Annotated in this window: 19 protein-coding genes; 10 read left to right on the top strand and 9 right to left on the bottom strand. The window is 48.3% G+C overall.

The window, feature by feature from the left end; all coding sequences use genetic code 11:
• The first annotated feature begins 37 nt into the window (after window positions 1–37).
• The gene (locus tag LKK83_RS16820; protein ID WP_324632391.1) at window positions 38–1,447 is read left to right on the top strand and encodes a cytochrome c biogenesis protein; all 1,410 of its coding nucleotides are present in this window, start codon (window positions 38–40) and stop codon (window positions 1,445–1,447) included.
• Window positions 1,448–1,547: 100 nt separating this feature from the next.
• On the opposite strand, the gene queF is transcribed toward LKK83_RS16820, so the two are convergent.
• The 8 genes from queF to LKK83_RS16780 all read right to left on the bottom strand — a co-directional run bounded on the left by queF (window position 1,548) and on the right by LKK83_RS16780 (window position 8,397).
• Window positions 1,548–1,985 carry a preQ(1) synthase gene (queF, locus tag LKK83_RS16815; RefSeq protein ID WP_324632390.1) on the bottom strand — a complete coding sequence of 146 codons (438 nt, stop codon included), beginning with the start codon at window positions 1,983–1,985 and terminating at the stop codon, window positions 1,548–1,550.
• Window positions 1,986–2,165: 180 nt separating this feature from the next.
• On the bottom strand, window positions 2,166–3,218 hold the full coding sequence (locus LKK83_RS16810; protein ID WP_324632389.1) for a nucleotidyltransferase family protein: 1,053 nt from the start codon (window positions 3,216–3,218) through the stop codon (window positions 2,166–2,168).
• 101 nt (window positions 3,219–3,319) lie between these two features.
• Window positions 3,320–4,270, bottom strand: coding sequence for an SMP-30/gluconolactonase/LRE family protein (locus LKK83_RS16805; RefSeq protein ID WP_324632388.1), 951 nt, complete (start codon window positions 4,268–4,270; stop codon window positions 3,320–3,322).
• Between the two features lie 40 nt (window positions 4,271–4,310).
• Window positions 4,311–5,192: an SDR family NAD(P)-dependent oxidoreductase gene (locus LKK83_RS16800; RefSeq protein ID WP_324632387.1), complete on the bottom strand. Its 882-nt coding sequence runs from the start codon at window positions 5,190–5,192 to the stop codon at window positions 4,311–4,313.
• Window positions 5,189–5,887 carry a glycosyltransferase family 2 protein gene (locus LKK83_RS16795; protein WP_324632386.1) on the bottom strand — a complete coding sequence of 233 codons (699 nt, stop codon included), beginning with the start codon at window positions 5,885–5,887 and terminating at the stop codon, window positions 5,189–5,191. Before LKK83_RS16795 ends, LKK83_RS16800 begins: the two co-directional genes overlap by 4 nt.
• Before the next feature lie 110 nt (window positions 5,888–5,997).
• On the bottom strand, window positions 5,998–6,759 hold the full coding sequence (locus LKK83_RS16790; RefSeq protein WP_324632385.1) for a glycosyltransferase family 2 protein: 762 nt from the start codon (window positions 6,757–6,759) through the stop codon (window positions 5,998–6,000).
• Between the two features lie 15 nt (window positions 6,760–6,774).
• Window positions 6,775–7,863, bottom strand: a complete 1,089-nt coding sequence (locus LKK83_RS16785; protein ID WP_324632384.1) for a hypothetical protein — start codon at window positions 7,861–7,863, stop codon at window positions 6,775–6,777.
• A gap of 81 nt (window positions 7,864–7,944) precedes the next feature.
• On the bottom strand, window positions 7,945–8,397 hold the full coding sequence (locus LKK83_RS16780; RefSeq protein WP_324632381.1) for a PqqD family protein: 453 nt from the start codon (window positions 8,395–8,397) through the stop codon (window positions 7,945–7,947).
• A gap of 577 nt (window positions 8,398–8,974) precedes the next feature.
• Between LKK83_RS16780 and LKK83_RS16775 the strand changes: the two genes are divergently transcribed.
• Complete coding sequence (locus LKK83_RS16775; RefSeq protein ID WP_324632380.1) at window positions 8,975–9,145, top strand: hypothetical protein; 171 nt, start codon at window positions 8,975–8,977, stop codon at window positions 9,143–9,145.
• Between the two features lies 1 nt (window position 9,146).
• On the opposite strand, the gene LKK83_RS16770 is transcribed toward LKK83_RS16775, so the two are convergent.
• A complete protein-coding gene (locus tag LKK83_RS16770) occupies window positions 9,147–10,385 on the bottom strand; it encodes a nucleotidyltransferase domain-containing protein (protein WP_324632379.1) in 1,239 nt (412 codons plus the stop codon).
• Window positions 10,386–10,880: 495 nt separating this feature from the next.
• Here LKK83_RS16770 and LKK83_RS16765 point away from each other — a divergent pair, with 495 nt between their 5' ends.
• From LKK83_RS16765 to LKK83_RS16730, 8 genes are all read left to right on the top strand, one after another.
• Entirely contained in the window at window positions 10,881–11,477 is a 597-nt protein-coding gene (locus LKK83_RS16765) for a hypothetical protein (protein WP_324632378.1), read from the top strand.
• A 369-nt stretch (window positions 11,478–11,846) separates the two neighbouring features.
• Window positions 11,847–11,990, top strand: coding sequence for a hypothetical protein (locus LKK83_RS16760; protein WP_324632377.1), 144 nt, complete (start codon window positions 11,847–11,849; stop codon window positions 11,988–11,990).
• A gap of 55 nt (window positions 11,991–12,045) precedes the next feature.
• Window positions 12,046–12,381 (top strand): DUF4278 domain-containing protein, encoded by a 336-nt coding sequence (locus LKK83_RS16755; protein WP_324632376.1) that lies wholly within the window; start codon window positions 12,046–12,048, stop codon window positions 12,379–12,381.
• A 432-nt stretch (window positions 12,382–12,813) separates the two neighbouring features.
• Window positions 12,814–16,989, top strand: coding sequence for a PAS domain-containing sensor histidine kinase (locus LKK83_RS16750; RefSeq protein WP_324632375.1), 4,176 nt, complete (start codon window positions 12,814–12,816; stop codon window positions 16,987–16,989).
• 268 nt (window positions 16,990–17,257) lie between these two features.
• Window positions 17,258–17,728, top strand: a complete 471-nt coding sequence (locus LKK83_RS16745) for a response regulator (RefSeq protein WP_324632374.1) — start codon at window positions 17,258–17,260, stop codon at window positions 17,726–17,728.
• 492 nt (window positions 17,729–18,220) lie between these two features.
• Entirely contained in the window at window positions 18,221–20,419 is a 2,199-nt protein-coding gene (locus LKK83_RS16740; protein ID WP_324632373.1) for a putative bifunctional diguanylate cyclase/phosphodiesterase, read from the top strand.
• 417 nt (window positions 20,420–20,836) lie between these two features.
• Entirely contained in the window at window positions 20,837–21,589 is a 753-nt protein-coding gene (locus LKK83_RS16735; RefSeq protein WP_324632372.1) for a hypothetical protein, read from the top strand.
• A 149-nt stretch (window positions 21,590–21,738) separates the two neighbouring features.
• On the top strand, window positions 21,739–22,719 hold the full coding sequence (locus tag LKK83_RS16730) for a CHAD domain-containing protein (protein ID WP_324632371.1): 981 nt from the start codon (window positions 21,739–21,741) through the stop codon (window positions 22,717–22,719).
• The last annotated feature ends 236 nt before the right edge of the window (window positions 22,720–22,955 follow it).

Raw genomic sequence — 22,955 nt, 5'->3', positions numbered from 1 at the left:
ACCGAGTAAAGCATCACAACTAAACTAGAAAAGACTAATGACAAGTGACAATTCTTCTGTTTCTACTGTAGCGAACGGCTGGTCGAGTTTGAAGCGGTTTTTCCGCCAGCAGGTATTGCGGTTTTTGGGGGATTTGCGCTTGGCGATCGCCCTGTTACTCGCGATCGCATTCTTCAGCATCTCCGGAACCGTCATCGAACAAGGTCAATCCCTCGCCTATTACCAATCCAACTATCCAGAAAACCCCGCCTTATTTGGCTTTTTAACCTGGAAAGTGATTCTGTTCATGGGACTCGATAGCGTTTATCGCACCTGGTGGTTTTTATCCCTCCTGGTACTCTTCGGGTCTAGCTTAACCGCCTGCACCTTTACCCATCAATTCCCCGCCTTAACTGCAGCCCGTCGCTGGAAATTCTACCAGAAACCGCGCCAATTTGAAAAATTAGCCCTCAGCGCCCAAGTCAAAATCGGGACGATAGAGGGATTGGAAAACCTGTTAAAAAAACGCCGCTATCGGGTGTTTCGCGAAGGCGACGCCCTCTACGCGCGCAAAGGATTAATCGGGAAAATCGGTCCGATTTTGGTTCACGCCAGCATGTTAATTATTTTAGCTGGGGCAATTTGGGGCGCGCTCACCGGATTTATGGCGCAGGAAATGGTTCCGAGTGGGCAAGTATTTCGCGTGCAAAATATTATCGATGCCGGACCTTTGGCGGCGGCGCAAGTGCCGCAAGATTGGGCGGTGAAAGTCAATCGATTTTGGATTGATTATCTGCCCGATGGGACGATTGACCAGTTTTATTCTGACCTTTCGGTATTGGATGAAGAGGGAAACCAGCGCGATCGCACCACCATTCACGTGAATAAACCCCTGCGCTACAAAGGCGTGACCATGTATCAAACCGATTGGGGCGTTGCTGCAGTACAAGTGCAGCTTAATAATAGCCCCATTTTTCAGCTTCCAATGGCGAAGTTAAATACCAATGGAAACGGGCGATTTTGGGGCACTTGGATTCCCACTAAACCGGATTTGAGCGAAGGGGTTTCTGTGGTGGCCAAAGATTTACAGGGCACTGTATTAATTTATGGTTCTGATGGTAAACTGATTACCTCGCTTCGCACCGGAATGGCAACTGAGGTGAATGGCGTTACCCTAAAAGTTAAGGATTTAATTGGCAGCACTGGGTTGCAAATTAAAGCAGATCCGGGCATCCCGATTGTTTATCTCGGGTTTGGATTGTTAATGATGGGCGTGGTGATGAGTTATGTGTCTCATTCCCAAGTTTGGGCGCTGGAAAAAGAGGGGGAATTTTATGTAGGCGGAAAAACCAATCGCGCCCAAGTGGCATTCGAGCGCGAAGTTCTCGAAATGTTGGATAATTTAGAAAGCGGTTCCACTCCGGGAGAACCTGCGATCGCTTCTTCTCGTTTCGCCAATCAAAACTAATGTTTTTTGGGAAAAATTGTAGTTTCTTGCAGGAGGCGGAACTCGGATGGTTCGTTCCCAGCATGAGCTGGGAACGAGAAAACAGGAAATTGTATTATGATTATTCGGACTTTTGATGGCGAACTTCGATGACGGTGTGAACGTTTCCGCGTGGGTTGAAATCCGCTTTAATGGTTGCATCTAACGGGTTGCAAGCAGCCACAAAATCATCGAGAATTTGATTCACGGCTTCTTCATGGGAAATGTAGCGATCGCGGTAACTATTAATGTACAGCTTAATCGCCTTCAGTTCCACCACCCGCTCGTTAGGCACGTAAGTTAGGTAAATTGTCGCAAAATCTGGATAGCCAGAAAAGGGACATTTACAGGTAAATTCCGGCAAGGTGATGTGAATATCGTAGCGTCTTCCCACACGGGGATTGGGGAAGGTAATTAATTTACCTTCCTCAATCTCTCGTTCCCCATATTTCACCTGGGCGGTTTCCTCGGGAGTATTGCTCTGGAAAGACAACTCGGATGGCGTAGAAGAATGGGTCATTGTTTGGAATCAATCTAGAATTTGGACAGGGTGCAAGCGAGGAAGGAGAAACAAAACCGAGGGGAATTATTTCCCCACTGTCTCCCCATTCTAGTTTACCATAACCTTCTCTACGGATGGCTATCCGATAAAAGACTTTCCCCCCACGGGAGTTTTCCCCTGCAAGATTGTCACTGCAATCTAAGTCTTTAAGGTGCGGAAAAATTTTACCCAATTGACGCGGTATTCCGGCGCTCCAAACCTTCTTTGATACGTAAAATACTTGTTCAGCACTCGCTTGATTGGGGAATGAGAAGTGGAGTGCAAGCAGCGCCACTCTTGCCGTTCAAATTGCGAAGCGCTTAAGGTTTGGCTGGTGGAAACGGTGGGATTGACAAACGGTACGTGAAAGGTATCTTCAAAGGCTTTGATAAAGTTTTGCCAAGGGAGGATAAAGCGAAAGGTTTTGACGCGATCGCGCAATTCATCCCCATCAATTTCATCCCCATCCACTTGCAGGATTCTGCAAGCATCGGCTAGCCGCACTAAGGGCACCACGGGAGTTCTGGAACCGCCGGCTACGCTAATATAAAATAATCGATCCGTGGGGTGCAAAACATGGGTGAAGGTGTCACCCACTGCAGTTTTTCTGGCCCCTTGCCAAAAGGTTTCTTCCAGTGGTTCGCCAAAGGCATCCCAAAATAAATGCCAGCGCAACATTAAAGATAAATTGGATTGGGTGGTAAATTCCCAGACACAATCCGATGGAGAAAGGCGATCGGGGATGGGTTTTTTAGGTTTCCACCCCATGCGCGACAGGATTTTCATTGCGGTTATCGCATCTTCCCCGCAGACAAGTATCTCAAAGTTATGAATCGTTCGCTCTCCAATATCGGAGTAATAAAGCAAACATAAAGCAGCATCTTTGATTAAGAGACTGGGAATGCTTGCCGCTTCAAATTCTTGTAATATTTCAGTTAATTTTTTGAAAATCACCTGGTTTTCACACCAGGTTCGTCGATACACGCCTTTCAGCTTCGCCAAGGGGCGATCGCCGATATGGTATTGGGACAAATTTCGATACAATAATGGCAGCAAGCGATATGATTCCGAATCTAGGGTTTCAATATTGACTGAGGCGCTCCATTCTTCCCAGTAAGCAATCGCTTTTTCGCTGGTTTCCACAGCAGCTTGGAGCAGTCGTTTTTGCTCGAATGTGGGCTGACCCCAAATCATCGGATTTTGTTGGTTCATATTCAGTGTCCTCGATATTTTAATGGAGAAGAAATTCTGCCCATCCGGTTGCATACCGACTTCCAGATGAGGCGGAACCTTGATGTGTAATCGTTCCCATCTTATGCTGGGAGTGAGGGGAAAACTGGAATTCCTGGGGAATTGACGCGGATTTTATAGAGGGAAGTTTGAGCGGTGATATAAAGGGTTTGCCCATCGTCATCTCCCCAAGCACAGTTGCTCGGTTGTTCTGGGGTGAGAATCGTTCCTAAATGAGTGCCTTGCGGGTTAAAAATCCACACTCCAGCGGCACCGGTACAGTAAAGATTGCCTTGGCGATCGCATTTCATCCCATCGGGCAAACCGGGTTCTTTGACATTCATATCGGCAAAAATTCGACTGTTCCCTAGCTTACCATTTTCTAAAACATCAAACACGCGAATGTGACGGCGTTGGGAATCATCCACGTAGAGTGTTTTCTCATCGGGCGAAAACGCTAAACCATTGGGTTTCTCGAAATCATCGGCGACGAGGAGAATTTCGGTTTCGGTGCGATCGCCGGAAATGAGATAAACCCCTTGCATCGGTTGTTCTTGCTGTTGTGGCTCGATTCCATAGGGCGGATCGGTAAAGTAAATCGCCCCATCACTTTTGACCACAACATCATTCGGACTGTTTAATTTTTTGCCGTTAAAACTGACAGCTAATGGGGTAATTTTTCCATCCATTTCCGTGCGGGTAACGCGGCGAGTTCCATGTTCGCAGGCAATCAATTGTCCTTGTCTGTCGCGGGTTAAGCCGTTGGCGTGGTGACTGGGTTTTCTAAATACAGTGACCTCACCCGTGGCGCTGAGTTGGTAAATAATATTGGCGGGAATATCGCTAAATAAAAGCACCTGCCGTTCGCCAAACCAAACCGGCCCTTCTGTAAACTCAAATCCCCTAGCAACGCGCTGCAGTTTCGCGCCTTGGGGGAATAAACGCGCGAATTCGGGGCAGTTGCTTTGCAGTGGGGATTTAAACCGATATTGGATTCGGTTTTTCCACATTTGTTTGAGTCGAGATTTTAGCATCACAATCATCCTATTTTTTAGGGTTTGGGCAATTACCTCGTCAGTGGGGTGGATGTTCGCGAACGCGATGATTGTATAAAGATAATCCGGCATCGATTTTGAGAATCGTGCCGGTCGTAAATTGTGAGAAATAATCCGCCGCTAAATATACTGCCGCTCTGCCAATGTAACGCGGGGGAATAGAATGCCGATCCAGGACGGTATAAGGGTGCGGCAGCGGGGTGCCGTCCTCGTTTTCTGCGATCCATCCCGGCGCAATTCCATTCACCCGGATGTCATGGGGCGCAAGGTCTAGGGCGAGTTCTTTGACGATCGCTCTTAATGCGGCTTTAGAGGCACTGTAGCTCACCCAGCGGGAAATTTCCCACTGGTGTATAGAAGTGATAAATATAATCGACCCCTTCCGTTGCCGATCGCGCATTCTGTTGGCGATCGCCTGAGTTAAAAACATCGGTTCCAATACATTAGTATTAAAAGTAGCGTGCCAATCGTCCAAATTGAACTTTTGTAGTCCGATGTTCTCGATTTTCAGTCCCACATTATTCACCAGTACATCTATATCAATTTCACTGGACTCTAATTCGCGACAAAACTGGACCATTTCCTCATGCCTAGAGATATCAAACGTAAAGCTTTGAAAGTGAATTGGATAGGATTTTAATTCCGACTCTAATTGTTCTGTTTTGTTGGCAGAACGCTCAATTCCAAAGATATTGGCTCCCTGTTTCGCCATTTCCAGGGCAATACTTCTGCCAATATTACGCCCGGTGCCGGTAATCAGGACGTTTTTATTTTCTAATAGGCGATCGCTGATAATAACCCGGGGTTCCGGCGGTACGTTGAGAACTTTTGCTGACTGGGGGGAAGGATTGAGAAATCCTTTTACACCCGCTTTTAACCGCTGCTTCAAGTTAAATTTCATAGTTGCTTTTTCCCTCGACGGCGATCCAGGGATGCTTTGACAATGCGAACGTAGTCTTTTCGGAAGTCGCGATCGCGACTCCCAGTATTCGTTTGATGAATCCTGCGCCTGAGTACCAATTCAGGTAACATGGCGCTGTTTAACCCCGCTTCCATTGCTTTTAAATACCAGTCGATAAATTCCCCTAATTTCCACTGGGTATCGAACGATCCGACACGCTCAAACGCCTCGCGTTTAATCAACAAGGTTCCAGGATGATATCCCGGAATTAATTCCGGAGGACAGTAAAACTGCTGTTTGACACTTTCGGGAAGTTCGGGACTGTGAAAGTTTTTCATCTGTCCGAATACCATGTCCACTTCCGGGCGATTGGCAAAGATTTGCAGTTGACGAGTTAATTTGTCTTTCTCCCACAAATCATCTGCATCTAAAAAAGCAAAATAGTTGCCTTTGGCGAGTTGAGTGCCATAGTTGCGAGCAGTTCCCGCACCCTGATTGGGTTGAGAATAGTATTGAATGGAGTCGGAAAATTCCTGTGCTACTGCAGCACTGTTGTCGGTGGAACCATCATCAATGACCAGGATTTCAAAGGGGGGATGAGTTTGCTGCAAAACGCTGAGAATCGTTTCTTTTAAGTAGCGATCGCAGTTGTAAACCGGAATAATCGCACTCACTAAGGGTTGACTGTCGCTCATGTTAAACTCCCTGCATTCTTTGTCAGTTAATCGGTGGTTTGCAGCATCGAGTTATCCTTCATTCCCAGTTTTTTGCTTTTTCCGCCCAATTGATTGCCTCAGGTTAATAATTAATTAAATGACTGAAATCGAGGATGACTGGGATGAACGCCGAGATATTCCGATAGCGGCGGTAAATTAGTGGGTAAGCTGAGGGCAGATTCTTGGCGTTGGCGTTTGCGCTCGATGTGCTTTTTATACACTCTCAAAAACCCCAAGTCTACTAATTTTTTCCCCGCCGTCATATTTTGCTCGTGCTTGCGATAAAATAACGTGACGGTTTTGATGACTGTTTTGGGAATATTATTTTCCCAAGCTCGCAAGAAGAAATCCACATCTTCGCCATAGCGCATGGTGGCATCAAATCCGGTAAGTTTGTCGAAAACGACTCGGCGATATAGAGCGCTTCCCAAATTAATGTATTGATAGGAGACAGAAGTTTCTTGAAACTGAGACTCGGAGAGTTCGAGTTCTTGAATTAACCCTTGGGCAATTAAAATCTCGGGAAATTCTCGCAAGGGGGTGACTAATGCGTGCAAACAATTTTCAGACCATAAATCGTCCGCATCTAAAAACCCCAGTATGTCGCCGTTTGCTAGTTTTATGCCAGCGTTGCGAGCTGCAGCCGGACCGGCATTTAATTGATAAATGTAGCGAATTTTCTCCCCATATTCCTTGGCAATTTCAGCGGTTTTATCGGTAGAACCATCATCAATAACTAGAATTTCTAGAGGCTGATAATTCTGACCCAAAACGCTTTCAATGGCGTCAGCTAGATAGTTTTCTCCATTGTGAACGGGGATAATAACACTGACCAGCGGTAAGTTTTCCATCGCTTTTTACTGTATTTATTGGCTGATAAGTTGGAAAATGACTTGTGGAATTTGCTCGATTTCACTGCCTAATTGAAGTTCGTAACAGGGCACGCGATCGGCGACTTTTTTCATCATTTGGCAGGCTTCTTTTCCGGTACCGGGTAATTGAATCATCGTACTCGGAGCCAGTGCGGTTAAGGCGGTGGTGGATGAGGTGGCTTGCAATCGAGTGTCTTTGCTACCGACAATTCGGGGAATGAGAATGGCTTTGATTGGGAAAGTGGTGAGGATTTTTTCGGGAAATGCTTGATGAATAAAGTAAAGCGCTTTTTCGGTTGCGAGGCGATCGCGATTGCGAATGGCAGAAGTTAAAAAGGGCAACCGTTCTACATCATCGGCATTTTTTTTGCCCGTGTTATAAAGACTAAATACCGTGGGAGTTGGTGTGGGGGAAATCAAACAATAATCGTCACTGGCGTAAAAAAGGTTAGAATTCAAGCAGGCTAATGCTGAGGTGGATTTTCCAGAACCGCCTTTTCCGGTGAGCAAAACCCCGCCTTCGGGAAGTCCTACTGCACCGGCATGCACCAGTTGCACTTCTCGCTGACTCAACCACACATTAAAAATGGTTCGCAGGGGAGAACCGGTTTCCCAATAGGGAATTTGTTTGGCGGTGGACACCCAGTAAATCCCTAAGTTGCGATCGCGATCTAACACACTTAAAGCGTAAGACCCCCATTGAAAACTGGTATGAATGCGATCGGTATTATACCCGATAATTTCTCCCCGTTTGGGATGATAGCAATCTTTCGACCACGGGGGTGGTGGCATAACCGTTTGGGTGGATTCGCTATCCCACAAACAAACGGTCAGTTCTGGATTAACAATCGGTTCGATTTCTAAATGCCCTAATGCCGGGGTCAAATAAGGAATTAACGCCTGGCCGGCAAAACACAAGCGAATTTTATGCCCCCCTAGGTTATAAAACCGTTCCACAGGCCCTTCCGATGCCGTTTCTGCGGTTTTGTAACGCGCGTACACCGCATTAAAAAAATCTAGGGGCGCTTGTTCGTCACTGTTCAAAGAGGTGGTTTCCTGCCCTAAATCATGCTCGATCGCCATCGTTTTTTTTGCTCTATCCTTTTGAATTTTTTGGGGCTGAGCATCTCTCTCAACCCCGATTTGCTTGTGGTCCACTTTCGTTTATTGCTTGACGTTCGGCCATCCCATTTCATCCACTTCATGGATGGGATCTAGCGCTAGCAATTCTTCCATATCCGTGTATTTTTGCAGGGTAGGAATTTCAAAAGGCTGCTTTTGCGGGGGAGAAGCATTCTCCGCAGCAGGACTGGATGAAGATTCCGAGGTCAATGAGTCACTCGATGCGGGAACAATCAGTTCTTCCTGCTGCAGTTTGTCTAAAAATTCCTGAATTGAATTTTCGATTTGACCCGGTTCTCCCTCGTAGCGATTTAGGATTTCTGCTACCACTAAATTGCTGGGTGTTCCTTGGATCAGACTTTCCCAAATTTCGGCTCCGGTTGCCAGAAAACTATAGTAGTCCCCTTTGTCTAAGTTGACCACTACCACTTCTCCATCAATGGTTTCGTGAACCACTTTAGGACTGTTGACTCTGTATTTTTGCGCTACGTTCATTGTCGTTTGGCTATATCTAGAAACGATATCCGTTTGGCGATCGCTCGACCTTATCTATCGGCAAAGTATGGGTGACATCGATTGCTTATTTTCCAGCCATTTACTGCATGAGTCAAAATTGAGTTTTGCTTTAAACTGTGGGCCAATCGAGCCACTTAACCCTTACGACTTTACTATTCTGACAAAACCCGACCTCAATTTTACCTGTGTTCTACAACAGTAGATTACGGCAAAGCAGGGAAAACTACAATGCCTCGGTAACGGTTTGGGTGGATTTTAGCCAGATATATCCAAGGTCTTTCACCAAACTTAACCCTAAATTAACCTTATTTTTTCCCCTTGTCAAGGGATTTAGCCGTTTTTTTCGAGTGGATGTATCCTTCAGCCTACAATGGGATTTTTGTCACTTACTATTTTGAGTTTTTGTGTTTCAAATGCAGCAATTTTACGGCAGGAAACTCTATCCGGATAAACTCTGCTAAAACCCAGATGATAAAAGGATATCTGAGAGCATTTACCCCCCTGCTTTGAATCAAGCGGGCGTTGCTTTAATTATTGCGCTTATAAAGCAAAAAAAATGAAATGGAGAAAAATCACAGCGGGGTCAAATGGACGCGATCGCCGCGCGGTTGCTTGTCACCGGAAACCCGCCCCGAGAGCATATCTGGTTTTTCCCATAAAACCCCGCTTTCAACAATTTAAAGCGATCGCAATTCTCCCGGGTTTCATCGAACAGCGATTTGGCTAGATTAATGGCTCTGTTTTGGCATAACTTTCATAATTTGTTCGCGCACCAGTCGGTAGGGGCGCAGAAAATAATAGGGAAATCGGGGAAACTCAGCTAACGGTAACAACAACCAGTCTGATGTGGTTGGGGTGGTTGCAAGTTGGACAAAATAATTCAGGCGATCGGCAAAATGTTCTCTAACTTGCAGGTGAAATCGGGTCTGGGTGCCATCGGGTTCGGAACTGAATTGCGGGTCGAACAATTGTTGATAAACCCAAGGGACGAGGGATTTCAAGCTGGGGTCGCGGTTCAGTTTCTCTTGAATATTTTCGGGTAAATCAATTCCTAATAATTCCGACGCCAGCTTTAACCCCAATCCGAGCATTCTCTGCACTCTCTGACACCGCGCTTGTTCTTGAATTCGGTCCCAATCAAGCTCGGGGTGGCTGTGAATCAAGTATGCAATGTCGGCAATTCTAGCCAATTGCCCCCAACAGTCTTTCGTCCCATGTCCCACCAGAACAAAAAGGGTGGTTTCTGGGGAAAGACAGGGCACCTCTTGACCGGAAATCGTCACAGTTTGCAGTGTATTCCAAAAGGCTTCGGTTTCCAGGGGAAAACTAAAATATTTCGGCATAATTCCCCAATGAAGTTCCACCACCAATTTTTTTCGCCGATGAACGAACGGATAAGCGGCTTCGCGAACGAAATGATAAATATCCCGCGATCGCAAAAATTTCTCCTCCTGTTCCGCAGTCAGTTCGATCCGCTCGATTTTCATCCCATATCCCTGGGCCAACAACACCGCTTTCGCTTTCTCGATATCTTTTTCGCGAATTAACAGGTCGATATCGGTAAACTGACGCAAGGAACAATTCCCATAAGCTGAAGCTCCCAAAACCGCTCCTTTGAAAGGAACTCCAACAATTCCTTCTTTTTCAAACAACTTCAGCAGGTTTATCAGTTCCCCACTCAACAATAAACTGCGTCGGCTGTTTAGGCGAAAATCTAGGTGCAACTGCTGGAAAATTTTCGGCGGAATTCGCTCCTTTAGCGGGTTGAAACCGGCATACACCAGGGGCGTGACCCGATGGCGATTGGCTAAGTTTAATAGAGCCGGCCAATACACCGACTTTTCTAACATACGTTTCAGCTTTTCTGTTTTTTCTGACTCGGGCTGAGGACTGCTGCAAGTCAGTACAATTTCTAGTTCCGACAGATGGTTGGTGGTGAATTTTTCTAGGGTAGTGGTATGCAACATCTGATGTAAAGTGAACGTTAAATCTGAGGAAATGGTCAGCGGACTATCTTCCGGAAAGGGAGAGAATTCGGGGTCAACTGAGAGGAAGTAGAACTCTATTTTCTCTGAAAAAATCCGAACCCCTGGCGTTTCTTTATATTTTTTTTATAAACTCCCGCGACAAAAAAGTAATCTGTGAAGTAGTCGAGAGGGATTTTCACAGGGAAGCTGTTTGCTGCGACGCCGGGAGTTTCTCGTTTTTGGCTTCAGTGGGGGTCAAAATTTCACGGATTTACCAGACCCGGGGGCAAACTAGCCACGGCAACTGATAGACAATCAAGAATAAACAACCGACAATTTGTCAGTTGGCAGTAGCATTTGCCGGAGAAATTTGTGGGGATTTCTTGACGAATCGGGGTTGAGCTTGCTGTAATCTGAGGCATAGAGAAGATCGTCGCGAGCAGGAAAACACTTGCGATCGCATTGAGTCCTTCGATGATTTACCACTAAGCCACTATGCGAAATACTACAACTCCCGGCAACGCGCCGCCAACCCCACCAACCCCCCCGAGTTCCAGTCAATCCTATTCTCCGTCGGTGCCGATTTCTCTGTATCGAGAAGTGGTTGCCGAATTACAAGCGGCCCAGGAAATGCTTGACTCGCTCAATACTCAAAATCAGCAGTTAGTTAAGCAAAATCAACAAATGCGCCAAGAAATTGAAAATGTGGTGCATTCGGCAATTCATTTGCAGAAGGTGGTAGACTCCTGGGAACCGATGAAATCCGCCGGTCCGCAGGTAGCTTCCGCTCATGCCAACCTGCCAGCAGAACCCCAAGGAGCCAAACCAGCGCCCCCCCGCGCCAGCGATCGCGGTCCAGGACCGGGGGCCTCGGGTTCCCCGTTTGCGATCGACGAACTCGATCGCAATGCAGGCGGTTCGCAACCGTTGTTTACCGAACAGCGAGAAACTCGTCCGCGTACCGGTTCGAGGAAGATGCGATCGTCCGATACCAATGGCTTGTGGTTGGCGATCGCCGTGATTCTGATTGTGGTCGGTGCATTTGCCATCGGTTATTCCGTGGTCCGCCCGCTGTTAATGAAACAGCGTTGAGTTGAGCGATCGCCCTGGGATACAATCGGGGCTACACCTATCTCATGCCCTCTGGTCTGTTTATTATTGCTCAAACATAGGGGTACGGCATTGCCGTACCCCTCGCGATCGGCTTTCGGTAATTTTATACAATGCCCGAAATCCCCAAAAAACCACCTTTCCTCCCCGGCATCCCCTCGCCCGTCAATCTATCTGCAACCGCAACATTGCAGTTTGTTTATCTCGAATTTTTACGCCAGCCAACACCTGGGCAAGTTTAACTCAATCCTTACCCATCCTTAACCCACAAATGCATCTTCTCCGGTTATCATGCATTTAGTAACGAATTTTACAGAAATTTTAGGCAAATTCTGAACTGGAGGAACGGATATGAGTATGCACCAACAAGCGCGGATGCTGATTCGGCGGAATCGTCAGCAGCAGAAACATCGTCAGGATTCCATGCTCACTCGCTTAGCATCGGAAGTCAATTTATCCAAAGAAACCCCGGAAGACAACCTCCCGAATTTCTAATCATCAATGACCATTGACCAATGACAAACGACAAATGACCCGTAACAAACGACCAATGACCCATAAAAACCAATTATTTTATCGCGGTAGAAGTTACGAAACCATTGTCCCTGTATGGGATGGGGTTGAGGGGGAACTCACCGGGAATTATCGGGGTGTGAATTGGCAAATCGCTTATCCGAGACATATGGAAATTCCCCAAAAAAGCATTCAGTACAAGTATCGGGGGATTGACTATTCTCATGGTAAAGATTCGGTTGCACCTGTCAAGACTCAAGAGATTCCCAAGTTAAAATATTCACAGGGAACGATCGAGGAGGCGATCGCGCATTCCAATCCTCCTTCAGGACTTAAACTGCCTGCCGATCGCGTTATAAATTTTCAAGCATGAAACGGGAAAGCGTTTGGCGAGAACCAGAGAAACATGGCGGAAGTTAGTTAAATCACGATGGTAGCCTGCTGTAGCAACAGTCGGCTATTTATTTTAGCCTGCACGAGATGGAAATTGTCGAGCCATTGAGATAATAATTATCCTTTATAGTATTTTAACCACAGCGATCGCGGTAAAAGTGTGTCCGGCTTTACAAAAATGTTTCGGGGAAAAGGGATAGTATGGGTTGGTTGGCGGTTCATTTCCCCCGAGGGTGGCAGCATCTGCTCCACGGACAAAAAAGTAGGCAAAACCTCATTGAACCCGATTCACGACAAAGGTTGTGACGGAATGATAAAAAAACTCCGGAATGAAGCGCAAATCAAACAGATGGGGTTTTAGGATTGGGGGAGAGAGGACCGATGGAACCAGAAACAGGCGATCGCGACTCCCATGAACGAATTAACAACATCCAACCCTTCTACAGAGGAAATCTCTGGAGAAGAAATGCAGCGCTTGATGAACTTGTCCTCGGAATTGTTTTGCATCAGAGGACCGTCGGGATATTGCGAGAAAGTCAGTCAAAACTGGGAACAGCATCTTGGATGGACAGCACAAGAGATGCGATCGCGACCTTGGAGTGACTTTATCCATCCCGAGGATATCCACACCACCCGGATTCTCGATCGAAACTGCCAAGCGGGGAAAACGTACCAGATAGAGAATCGGTTTTCCCATAAAAATGGGCTTTATCGTTGGCTATCCTGGAAAATATCGCGCAATCAGGATGGATATATCTATGCCGTTGCCAAAGACATCACCGCACAAAAAAGACTCAAACGGCAATTTACCTCCCTGCAAGAACATCTGAATGCCTTTTTTACCTCTGCCCCTGCCGGCTTAGCCATTTTAGACACAAGCTTGCGTTTCGTGCAAATTAACGAAACCCTAGCTGACATACAGGGGTTTTCCGTCACCACCCATGTGGGCAAAACCTACAGAGAAATTTTACCCCAAATTGCCCCGCGCATCGAACCGCTATTACGGGACATCATCGAAAAGGGAACGCCAGTATGCCAAACGGAATTTAGCAGCGAAATGCTCAATTCGCCGGGAAATATCCGACATTGGGTGGCATCTTTTTTCCCCATTCAGGATCGGATAAATCGAGTGCGCGGGATTGGGATGATGGTGGTGGAAGTGACCCAGCTCAAGCAAACCGAAGCATCCCTGCGCCACAGTGAAGCGGTAAACCAAGCCATTTTAAAAGCGATTCCCGATGCGATATTTTCCCATGACCAAAATGGCACTTATCTCGACTATATTCCCGCCCCTAATTTTGAAACCTTAGTGCCTCCGAGGGAGTTTTTAGGGAAAAAGGTGACGGAGGTTTTGCCGGCAAAATTGGCAGGGCAAGTAATGCAGAGTATCGATCGCGCGGTGAAAACCGAAGCCCCCCAGTGCTTTGAGTACCAAATCGATCTGAACGATCGCTGTTATTATTTTGAAGCTCGCACGGTCAAAAGTGACGAAGGAAACTTAATCTCAATAGTGAGAGACATTAGCGATCGCATCCGCGCCGAGAGAGCCTTGCGCGAGTCGGAAGAACTTCATCGGATTACCCTGAGCAATATTTCCGATGGCGTTTTCATCAGCGATTCCCGGGGGGAACTTACCTATATTTGCCCCAACGTAGAGAATATATTTCAGGGGCGCGGCTATCACCTAGAAAGGACAAAACACATCAATGATTTTTTTGGTAAGGGGTTTTTTGAATGGGTGATGCAGTCAGGTAATATTTGCTCGATCGAGTTCAAACAACTTTCCAATTTAGAATGGAAAATCACCGATAAACAAGGCAAAGCACACAACTTATTAATCAACGTCAAGCGGGTAGCGATTAACAATGGTACCCTGATCTACACTTGTCGGGATATTACCGATCGCAAGCAAGCCGAAAAAGCGCTGCAAGACAGTGAAGAGCGCTTCCGAACCATATTCGAGCAAGGCCCGCTGGGCATGGCGATCGCCGACTTAAACTATCAACTCATCAAAGTCAATCCCATGTTCTGCCAAATGCTCGATGCTCGCGAAGCAGACTTGCTCGGAAAACCGATGTCCGCACTCAGCCATCCCGATGATATCGCCGCAGATTGGCAACCGCTGCAACAGCTATTTACCCGAGAAATTCCGTACTTTCAAATCGAAAAACCCTACGTCAACCAAAGCAAACAAACCCTTTGGATAAAACTCACCATTTGCGCGATTTGGAATCGAAAAGGGCAGCCGATTTATGCATTAGCCATGCTGGAAAACATGACCCCGCGCCAGCAAGCCATCGAAGCCAAAAAGCGCAGCGAAAGACACTACCAAATGTTGCTAGAACAAGCCTCAGACGGGATTTTAGTCTTTGACGAGCGCGGGCATCTCACAGAAATCAATTCTCGAGGGTGCGAACTATTAGAAATGAGTCGCGAAGAGCTGTTACAAAAAAAGATTAGCCAGCTCATCTCTGCCGCCGATTTAGTCACCGAATCCCTGCCTTTAGCGGAACTGAAACGAGGGATTCCGGTTCTGGTAGAAGGACACCGGATGCGAGGCGATGGCACCTGCTTGCCCATCGAAGTGAGTGCTAAAAAAGTAGAAGACGGGAGAATCCAAGCCATCGTGCGCGACATCAGCGATCGCAAGCGCAGCGAAGAAACAATATTGCGGATTGCCAAAGCCGTAGAAAGTGCCAGCGACGCGATCGCGATCGCCGATGCTACCCACACTTATATTTACCAAAACCCCGCCTTTCGCCACTTATTTGAATATACCCTAGAAGAACTGAATGCGGCAGGTGGGTTCCAAGTGGCGATCGCCGATTCAGACAAAGCAACCACCGCGATCGAAACCCTAAAAAGCGGTCAATCCTGGCATGGAGAAGTGGACATCCGCACGCGCGGCGGGGCAATTATTCCCACCTGGTTGCAAGTAGATGCGATCGCCGACGGTGGAGGAAACATCGTCGGCACCCTGGCCATTTTTCGCGATATTACCCCCCTCAAACGCAGCGAAGAAGCCCTGCGACAAAGCAAAGAAACCGCCTGGGCACTGCTCAATGCCACCACCGAATCCTTATTGCTCATCTATCCGAGCGGAATCGTATTAGCTGCCAACCAAACCGCCGCCAAAAGACTGGGCAAATCCGTAGACGAACTGATGGGAAAATGCGTTTACGATTCTCTCCCCCCCTCAGTGGCAGCATCGCGCCGCCTGCATGTAGAACGAGTGGTGGAAACCGGCCAACCTACCCGATTTGAAGATAGTCGCTACGGTCGATATTTCGACTCCTATCTCTATCCAATTTTCGATCGCCTCGGCAATGTAGCGAGACTGGCAATTTTTGAACATGAAATCAGCGATCGCATCCGGGCAGAAAACGAACTGCGCCAAAGCGAAGCCCGATTTCGCAAAATTTTTGAAGAAGCGCGACTGGGGATGGCACTAATTGGCGAAAGCGGAGAATTCTTAAAAGTCAATTCCATGCTCTGTCACATGCTTGGCTATTGCGAATCCGAACTCAATGCCACCACCGTTTCCCAGATTACCCACCCCGACGATGTAGAAACCCAAAGACAGCTTTCGCGGCTAATTTTTGCCGGAGAAATTCCCTCCTACACCATTCAAAAACGGTATGTGAAAAAAAATGGCGAAACACTCTGGGCGATTTTAAGAGCCTGTTTGCTGCGCGATGCTTCCGGCAAATCTCCTTATGCATTAGTCACCATCGAAGACGTCACCTGGCGCAAGCACATTGAAGCCGAAATGTGCCAACTCAATGCCATGCTAGAGCAGCGAGTGCAAGAGCGCACCGCCGCACTGCAAGCTGCCAATCAAGAACTCGAAGCCTTTTGCTATTCCGTTTCCCACGATTTGCGCGCACCCCTGCGAATTATCAATGGCTTTTCCCAAGCATTATTAGAAGATTACGATTCCGCCCTAGATGAATTGGGGAAAGATTATTTGCATCGGGTTTGCGCCGGCACCCAAAAAATGGGTCAATTAATTGACGCTTTGCTGAGTTTGTCCCGGGTGAGTCGCACCCAGATGCAAAGAAAGCGGGTAAATCTGGCAGAGATTGCCCGCAGCATCCTCGCCGAGAAGCAACAGAGTGACGGCGATCGCTGCGTAGGGGTTGAGATTCCCTCGGAAATTGTCGCCGAAGGAGACCCTCACTTGCTGCAAGTGCTGCTAGACAACTTACTAGGCAATGCCTGGAAATTTACCAGCAAAACTCCCAACGCGCGGATTACCTTTGGCGTGACAGACCCTTCATCCCTGCCCGATTTCATATTAGAGCGACTCTTGCAAAACCAGGAATTCGAGAGCGCAACCCTGCCGATTTATTTCGTGGGCGACAATGGGGCGGGGTTCGATATGACCTACACCGATAAACTCTTTACCCCCTTTCAACGCCTGCATAAAAGCTCTGACTTTGAAGGAACCGGCATTGGGTTAGCCACTGTGGCGCGAATCGTGCATCGCCACGGCGGTGAAGTCTGGGCGAACTCCCAGGTCGGTGGCGGTTCTACCTTCTATTTTACCCTACAGCCGCCCCAGGTAAGCAGCGCTAAAAAACCCTGAAGTAAAACTTAATATCCGGCGCATTTGTACCGATTGAGGGTTCGAGGATTTAAGGGAGGATTGTGGGGGTAGCTTTTTCCTAACGATCCTCTGGCTCCTTGACGCAACGCTTCCATTTGTTTTAACCTTTCACCCCCGATTTTGATATTGTTAAGTTTACCTGAAAAAAAGCAGGTTTTCTCCACTATACATCTACAATAAAATCGTAACATGTTGGGGAGTTGCATCTAACGCCCAACCCGCCCCATATCCTTTACAGGAGAAAGCCATGACTCGCAAAGTTATCCTGCTAGTGGAAGACAATCCTGACGAACAGGTACTCACTCAGATGGCCTTGAACAAGATCGATCAAGCTCACGAAGTCGTGGTGGTGAATGATGGGGTGGAAGCGTTGGATTATCTGTTTGGCGTCGGGACTTATGCAGGCAGAGATCCGGCGATCGCCCCCCACTTGATATTACTCGACTTGAAACTGCCGAGATTAGATGGTTTGGAAGTCTTGCGCCGGATGCGCTCCGATCCGCGCACCGCCCTACTCCCCGTGGTGGTTCTCACCACCTCCAACGAAGACCAAGACCTGATCGACAGCTATCGACTGGGAGCCAATAGCTACGTCTGCAAACCAGTGGATTTCGGGCAATTCGTCCAAGCGGTTCATCAGTTAGGGCGATATTGGTTGGTTTGGAACGAAATCCCACCGGTGCAGGTGGGGTGGGAAAACTCAGAAAATCCAGAATAACGTCCGCAACCCATTGAGGGGTAACACCCCATTGGCGCAATCGAACCATTCCCCGGACACTAGATGGGAAACGATGTCATACCGCATCCTGCTGGCAAGGGTCTGTTTTAAAGGAGTCATTGTCATCGGGACTGAGCTTGCATTGGGCGCGAGTGACTTCTCCCCTCCCTTTTTCAGACCCCTATTTTCACCCGTTAAACGCCCCTTGCGGGGAAACGCCCCTCTGAGGAATTACCATCTGCAAGGTATTTTTTCCGATGGAATGCCTTAAAATTGAGTTACCCAGCAGCGATCGCCCTTTGCGCAAGCTATGCAGTTCAACTCTCAAACACAAGTACCGCGCCAGGATTTAGAAATCCCCATTCTTCAGCAGGCTCAAATTGAGGCAATACAATTCACACTGGCTAAGGGATGTGGAAAATCCCAGCCCCGATCGGGGGTTTAACCGTACCTGGCCACATCAAAACATTCTGGGATGGAGGGATAAGGAAGATGAGCCTACGCTTGAGCGTCGTGCTCGTAGAAGACAACGTGGATGATGCAATGTTGCTACTGCGCGAACTCAAACGCGGCGGGTATGAGCTAACCTGCGAACGAGTGGAAACCGCCTCGGAGATGAAAGCCGCGCTCGATCGCCAACATTGGGACTTAATTTTGGCCGATTATGCCTTGCCGCAATTCAGCGCCCCACACGCCTTAGAAATCGCATTGGAACGCGGGCTGGACTGTCCGTTTATCATCGTCTCCGGACAAATTGGCGAAGATGCCGCGATCGCCGCCATGAAAGCCGGCGCCCACGATTATATTATGAAAAACCAATTGGCGCGCTTAGTGCCGGCGATCGAGCGAGAACTGCGCGAAGCCGCAGGACGGCGATCGCGCTCGGTGGCAGAAGTGGCCCTGCGCGCTAGCGAACGACAACTGCGCGCCCTATTCGAGAGCGCCCTCGACGCGATGGCCATCTTTAACGACGATCGCCAGTTCGTCTCCGTCAATCCCGCCGCCTGCACCTTGTTGGGCTTATCCAACCAGGAACTCATCGGTCGCTCGATTGTAGAGTTTATCGAGTCTCCCTGCGACCTAGAACAAGCCTTATCCAACTTTTACGCCCAAAGTCGCGCCACCGGAGAACTCAAAATCCTGCGCTCTGACGGGACAATGCGAGATGTGGAATATTCCGCCACCGCTAACTTTATCCCCGGCTTGCATTTATCCGTGTTACATGATATCACCGAACGCAAGCAAGCCGAAGAGCAACTGCTGTACAATGCATTCTACGATCCCCTCACCGGACTGCCGAATAAAGCCTGGTTTCTCAACTGTTTGGGGCGATCGCTGCGCCATGCCAAACGACGAGCCAACTATTTATTTGCAGTCCTGTTCCTGGACCTCGATCGCTTCGGGATCGTGAAATACAGTTTCGGCCATTTGGTGGCCGATCGCCTGCTCAGCGCCACCGCCCGACGCCTCGGCACCTGTCTCGGACCAAAAGATACCCTGGCGCGGGTGGGTACCGATGAATTTGCCATCCTGATCGACAATATTCACCAGATCGCCGATGCCACCGCAGTGGCGGATAAAATTCATAAAGAACTGACTTTGCCGTTTGAAATCAACGGCCATGAAATGTTCTCCACCGCCAGTATCGGCGTAGCAGTAGGCAGCAGCAACGCCAGCGCTTCCCCTTCTCCACCGGATGAGCATGGCGATCGCCTGTGGGATTACTCCGCAACCAATACCCTCAACCAACCCGAAGACTACCTGCGCGCCGCCGATACCGCCATGTACCACGCCAAAGCAATGGGCGGCGGTCGCACCGCGTTATTCGAACCGGACATGCATGCCGGCGCATTGGCGATGTTGCAACTGGAAACCGATTTGCGTCGCGCCCTGAAACGGGAAGAATTGCAACTGTATTATCAGCCCATCGTCAAGCTCAGCACCGGGCAAATCTCCGGTTTTGAAGCCCTGATTCGCTGGCGACACCCCACCCGAGGTTTGGTCTGTCCAGGAGAATTTATTCCCATCGCCGAAGGTACTGGCTTGATCGTGCCGATGGGTGCCTGGGTACTGGAAGAAGCCGCCCGCCAACTGCGTCAGTGGCACGCCCAATTGCCCTCGGGGGCGATCGCCAATTCCCCACTCCCCTGGGAAGACGCTCCTTTGTCTTCCGCTTCCACGCTGTTAACCATGAGCGTCAATCTCGCCGGGGTTCAATTCGCTCATCCGGGATTGCTCGAGCATATCGATGGTATTCTCCAACAAAGCGGTATTCCGGGGGAGACTTTGAAGCTCGAAATCACCGAAACGGCAATTATGGCGGCGGCTGAATCCGCAACGGCTTTGCTCTTGCAGCTCAAAGAGCAACAGATTCAGTTATGCATCGACGATTTTGGCACCGGTTACTCGTCTTTAAGTCGCTTGCAGCGCTTGCCCATCGATACCCTGAAAATCGATAAGTCGTTTGTCTCGCGCATGAGTATGGAGTCGGAAAGTCTCGAAATCGTCCGCACTTGCGTGGATTTGGCTCACAATCTGGGAATGGATGTGGTGGCAGAAGGGGTGGAAACCCCGGAACAATTGGCGGGCCTGCGGGCGCTCAAATGCGAGTACGGTCAAGGGTATTTTTTCTCTAAGCCCCTGGATGCCAAGGCAGCAACCGCTTTGTTGGCATCGAACCCGCAGTGGTAGGCAGGCTCAATGTTTTTGGCGGTTTTTTGATGGTGGATGCACTCGCCGGCTGGCTTTTCTCCCCCCCCCAGGGGCACGCCTCCCCCAATCTGCGCGATCGCCTCCCTGGCTCCCCCGCTTTTACATCTAATTTGCATTTTTCCTTGGAGGTGATTTCTGGAACAATTCTCACAGTATGAATTTAGTTTATAAAAAATTTGCTTACAAAAGTGCAAAGTTGCAAACCAGGCATTGCCCAGCTAATCGGATGACAAATGCAAACTAAAATAAAAACGATACCTTCGCCTCGGCGCGATCGCTACGGCGCGATCCCAAAGAAAAGCTTAATTAAAGATGTCAAAACTAGGCGGATGCAGACCTGGAGATTTATGCTTAAAGGTAGGAATTATACCTTGTCGAGAGTAAAGGAAATGAATCATGTTTTACACCGACCCCCTAAATTTAGATATCAATTCGTTTATTTCCCCCGAAGAGGCGATCGCGCCGAGGCACCCCCTTTATAAACACCTCAGCTTCCCCATTCCCAGCCTCCAGCACGCCTCGCCGGAGCAAATCAAACAAGTTCAACTGCGCGATCGCATTCCCGGCGTGGTCAAACGCTTGATTCCCTTTGACGCAGAAACCTCTTGGGAATATTGGTGGGTGGTTCCCGGGCGAATCCTGCTCCCAGAAGATGTGGATTTGCTCGATCGCGATCGCGATCGGCTCGAAAATATCCTCTCCCAACTCCTCTGGTTGTTGGGCGGTTACTGCTTCGCCGATCGTACCCCGCGCGATGGCGAGTTAACCCCCATTCACGATTGGCATCAGGTGGTCGAACAAGCGCGCCAACTCGGTTTTAACTCCTATCTGCTCGATATCGATTACCTCCCCACCGCCATCAAACCCTACACCCCGGACCTGGACACTCTTAACCGTAGCAGTTGCGAATATGTCGCAGTAGAACCAGCCCATTGGCATATCGAATTCTTCGAAATCCAACCCACTGACGGCGGATTTATTATCCAAGAACCCAAACAGCTCTGTAGCTGCCAAATTTGGACGGGCAAGCCTTTTCTCAAACATCGCCAAACCGGCCAAACCTCGATTCAATACGATTTATGGGTGTGCAAACCCCTGGATATCACCACCCCACCCTGGCGAGAACATGCCGAATTTGTGAAGCAATAATTTTTCTTTTCTTTCTCTAACGGTTGCCGCGAGAGGTACAGTTTCCTCAAAAGGGGGTTGTGGTACAATAAGCTATCGTTCATCCAAATGCTGTAAGCGCAGGGGCAGCATTTTATCGTTCCACTCAGTGCTAGGAGGGTGCCTTCTCGATGAAACTTGAAAAAGCCATGCCAACTAACACCCTAGGATATTGGGCGACAATTGCCGTTCAAAAGCATTTCGAGAAAACCATTAAATACGAACAAGATGTTCTCGAAGACCGCGATCCAGAAGCACTCCATCAAATGCGAGTCGGAATGCGACGTCTGCGATCGGCAGTGAAAGGGTTTGCACCAGCTTTACATCTGCCCAAAGCCGCCCGGGAAAAACAAATTGGCAAAATCTCTCGCAGTCTCGGAATGCTGCGCGACCTCGATGTGCTGCTCGAGGCGATCGAAACTCGCTACCAACCCGCTTTACCCAAAAAAGAAAAGGCAACCCTCAAAAAGGCTTTAGAACTCTTAGCCGAAGAACGTCGTCATGCCTTCCGCGTGGTTAGCTCAACTTTAAAAGAAAACCGATATCTATCGTTTAAAGAAAAGTTGAGCGCGTGGCTGGAAAATCCTCGCTATGAAGCAATGGCTCAGTTTCCCATCCAAGAGGTTCTACCCGATTTACTCTTGCCCGAAGTCAGCACCCTTTTTCTTCACCCCGGGTGGACGATTGGCGTTAATTGGAAAGACGGCAAAATGGAAATCGAAAATCTCAGCCCTGAAGCTGTGGAAAAAAAATTCGCCAAGCAAGGAGAAGTGTTGCACGACCTCCGCAAGCAAGTGAAGCGGGTTCGCTATCAAATGAACTTGTTTACTGAGTTCTATGGTTCGGCATTTGCAGAATATGTGGATGATATGAAATCGATTCAAGATATCTTGGGGAATATGCAAGATAGTGTCGTGTTAGCCGAAACTCTCACCGATGTCTTCCAGTCGAACCTCGCCAAGCAACTGCCTACCCTGGCGGAAAAACTGGGGGAAACGCGATACGAGTTTTGGTTGAATTGGCAGCCTTTGCATCAGAAATACATGAAAGCGGAAACCCGCACCGCTTTTCGCGCCGAATTGCTCCATCCTATCCCGGTGGTGGAAGAATAAGGGTTTTCGTTCTCCCACGGAAAATACTTCCGCCAAAACAAACCTTTGGCATCAAGAATTGAGAATCTCGCAGTCTCGGTTCTTTATTTGTCATTCAAAATTAACAATTAACAACAAACAATTTAAGCGGAAACCCTCCGGATCGGCAAAATTAAAGCAAATCTTAGGATAGACGTAATCAAATGATTACCTCGTCTTTACCTTAAGTGTTTAAAGTAAAGGTAAAGTTTGTAACC

Origin of the sequence: Phormidium sp. CCY1219 (assembly GCF_035615515.1) — a bacterium.
Lineage (GTDB): Bacteria > Cyanobacteriota > Cyanobacteriia > Cyanobacteriales > Laspinemataceae > CCY1219.
Note: the sequence above shows the minus strand (reverse complement) of the source record. Positions and strands in the feature narration are given on the sequence as shown.

What these genes read in the sequence shown, in the direction of transcription:
- LKK83_RS16755 (WP_324632376.1), top strand. Translation starts at nt 12,046, where the DNA reads ATGACCCATAAAAACCAATTATTTTATCGCGGTAGAAGTTACGAAACC.
- LKK83_RS16805 (WP_324632388.1), bottom strand. Translation starts at nt 4,270, where the DNA reads ATGCTAAAATCTCGACTCAAACAAATGTGGAAAAACCGAATCCAATAT.
- LKK83_RS16790 (WP_324632385.1), bottom strand. Translation starts at nt 6,759, where the DNA reads ATGGAAAACTTACCGCTGGTCAGTGTTATTATCCCCGTTCACAATGGA.
- LKK83_RS16740 (WP_324632373.1), top strand. Translation starts at nt 18,221, where the DNA reads ATGAGCCTACGCTTGAGCGTCGTGCTCGTAGAAGACAACGTGGATGAT.
- LKK83_RS16770 (WP_324632379.1), bottom strand. Translation starts at nt 10,385, where the DNA reads ATGTTGCATACCACTACCCTAGAAAAATTCACCACCAACCATCTGTCG.
- LKK83_RS16735 (WP_324632372.1), top strand. Translation starts at nt 20,837, where the DNA reads ATGTTTTACACCGACCCCCTAAATTTAGATATCAATTCGTTTATTTCC.
- LKK83_RS16820 (WP_324632391.1), top strand. Translation starts at nt 38, where the DNA reads ATGACAAGTGACAATTCTTCTGTTTCTACTGTAGCGAACGGCTGGTCG.
- LKK83_RS16760 (WP_324632377.1), top strand. Translation starts at nt 11,847, where the DNA reads ATGAGTATGCACCAACAAGCGCGGATGCTGATTCGGCGGAATCGTCAG.
- LKK83_RS16800 (WP_324632387.1), bottom strand. Translation starts at nt 5,192, where the DNA reads ATGAAATTTAACTTGAAGCAGCGGTTAAAAGCGGGTGTAAAAGGATTT.
- LKK83_RS16810 (WP_324632389.1), bottom strand. Translation starts at nt 3,218, where the DNA reads ATGAACCAACAAAATCCGATGATTTGGGGTCAGCCCACATTCGAGCAA.
- LKK83_RS16730 (WP_324632371.1), top strand. Translation starts at nt 21,739, where the DNA reads ATGAAACTTGAAAAAGCCATGCCAACTAACACCCTAGGATATTGGGCG.
- LKK83_RS16775 (WP_324632380.1), top strand. Translation starts at nt 8,975, where the DNA reads ATGAAATGGAGAAAAATCACAGCGGGGTCAAATGGACGCGATCGCCGC.
- LKK83_RS16745 (WP_324632374.1), top strand. Translation starts at nt 17,258, where the DNA reads ATGACTCGCAAAGTTATCCTGCTAGTGGAAGACAATCCTGACGAACAG.
- LKK83_RS16795 (WP_324632386.1), bottom strand. Translation starts at nt 5,887, where the DNA reads ATGAGCGACAGTCAACCCTTAGTGAGTGCGATTATTCCGGTTTACAAC.
- LKK83_RS16785 (WP_324632384.1), bottom strand. Translation starts at nt 7,863, where the DNA reads ATGGCGATCGAGCATGATTTAGGGCAGGAAACCACCTCTTTGAACAGT.
- queF (WP_324632390.1), bottom strand. Translation starts at nt 1,985, where the DNA reads ATGACCCATTCTTCTACGCCATCCGAGTTGTCTTTCCAGAGCAATACT.
- LKK83_RS16750 (WP_324632375.1), top strand. Translation starts at nt 12,814, where the DNA reads ATGAACGAATTAACAACATCCAACCCTTCTACAGAGGAAATCTCTGGA.
- LKK83_RS16780 (WP_324632381.1), bottom strand. Translation starts at nt 8,397, where the DNA reads ATGAACGTAGCGCAAAAATACAGAGTCAACAGTCCTAAAGTGGTTCAC.
- LKK83_RS16765 (WP_324632378.1), top strand. Translation starts at nt 10,881, where the DNA reads ATGCGAAATACTACAACTCCCGGCAACGCGCCGCCAACCCCACCAACC.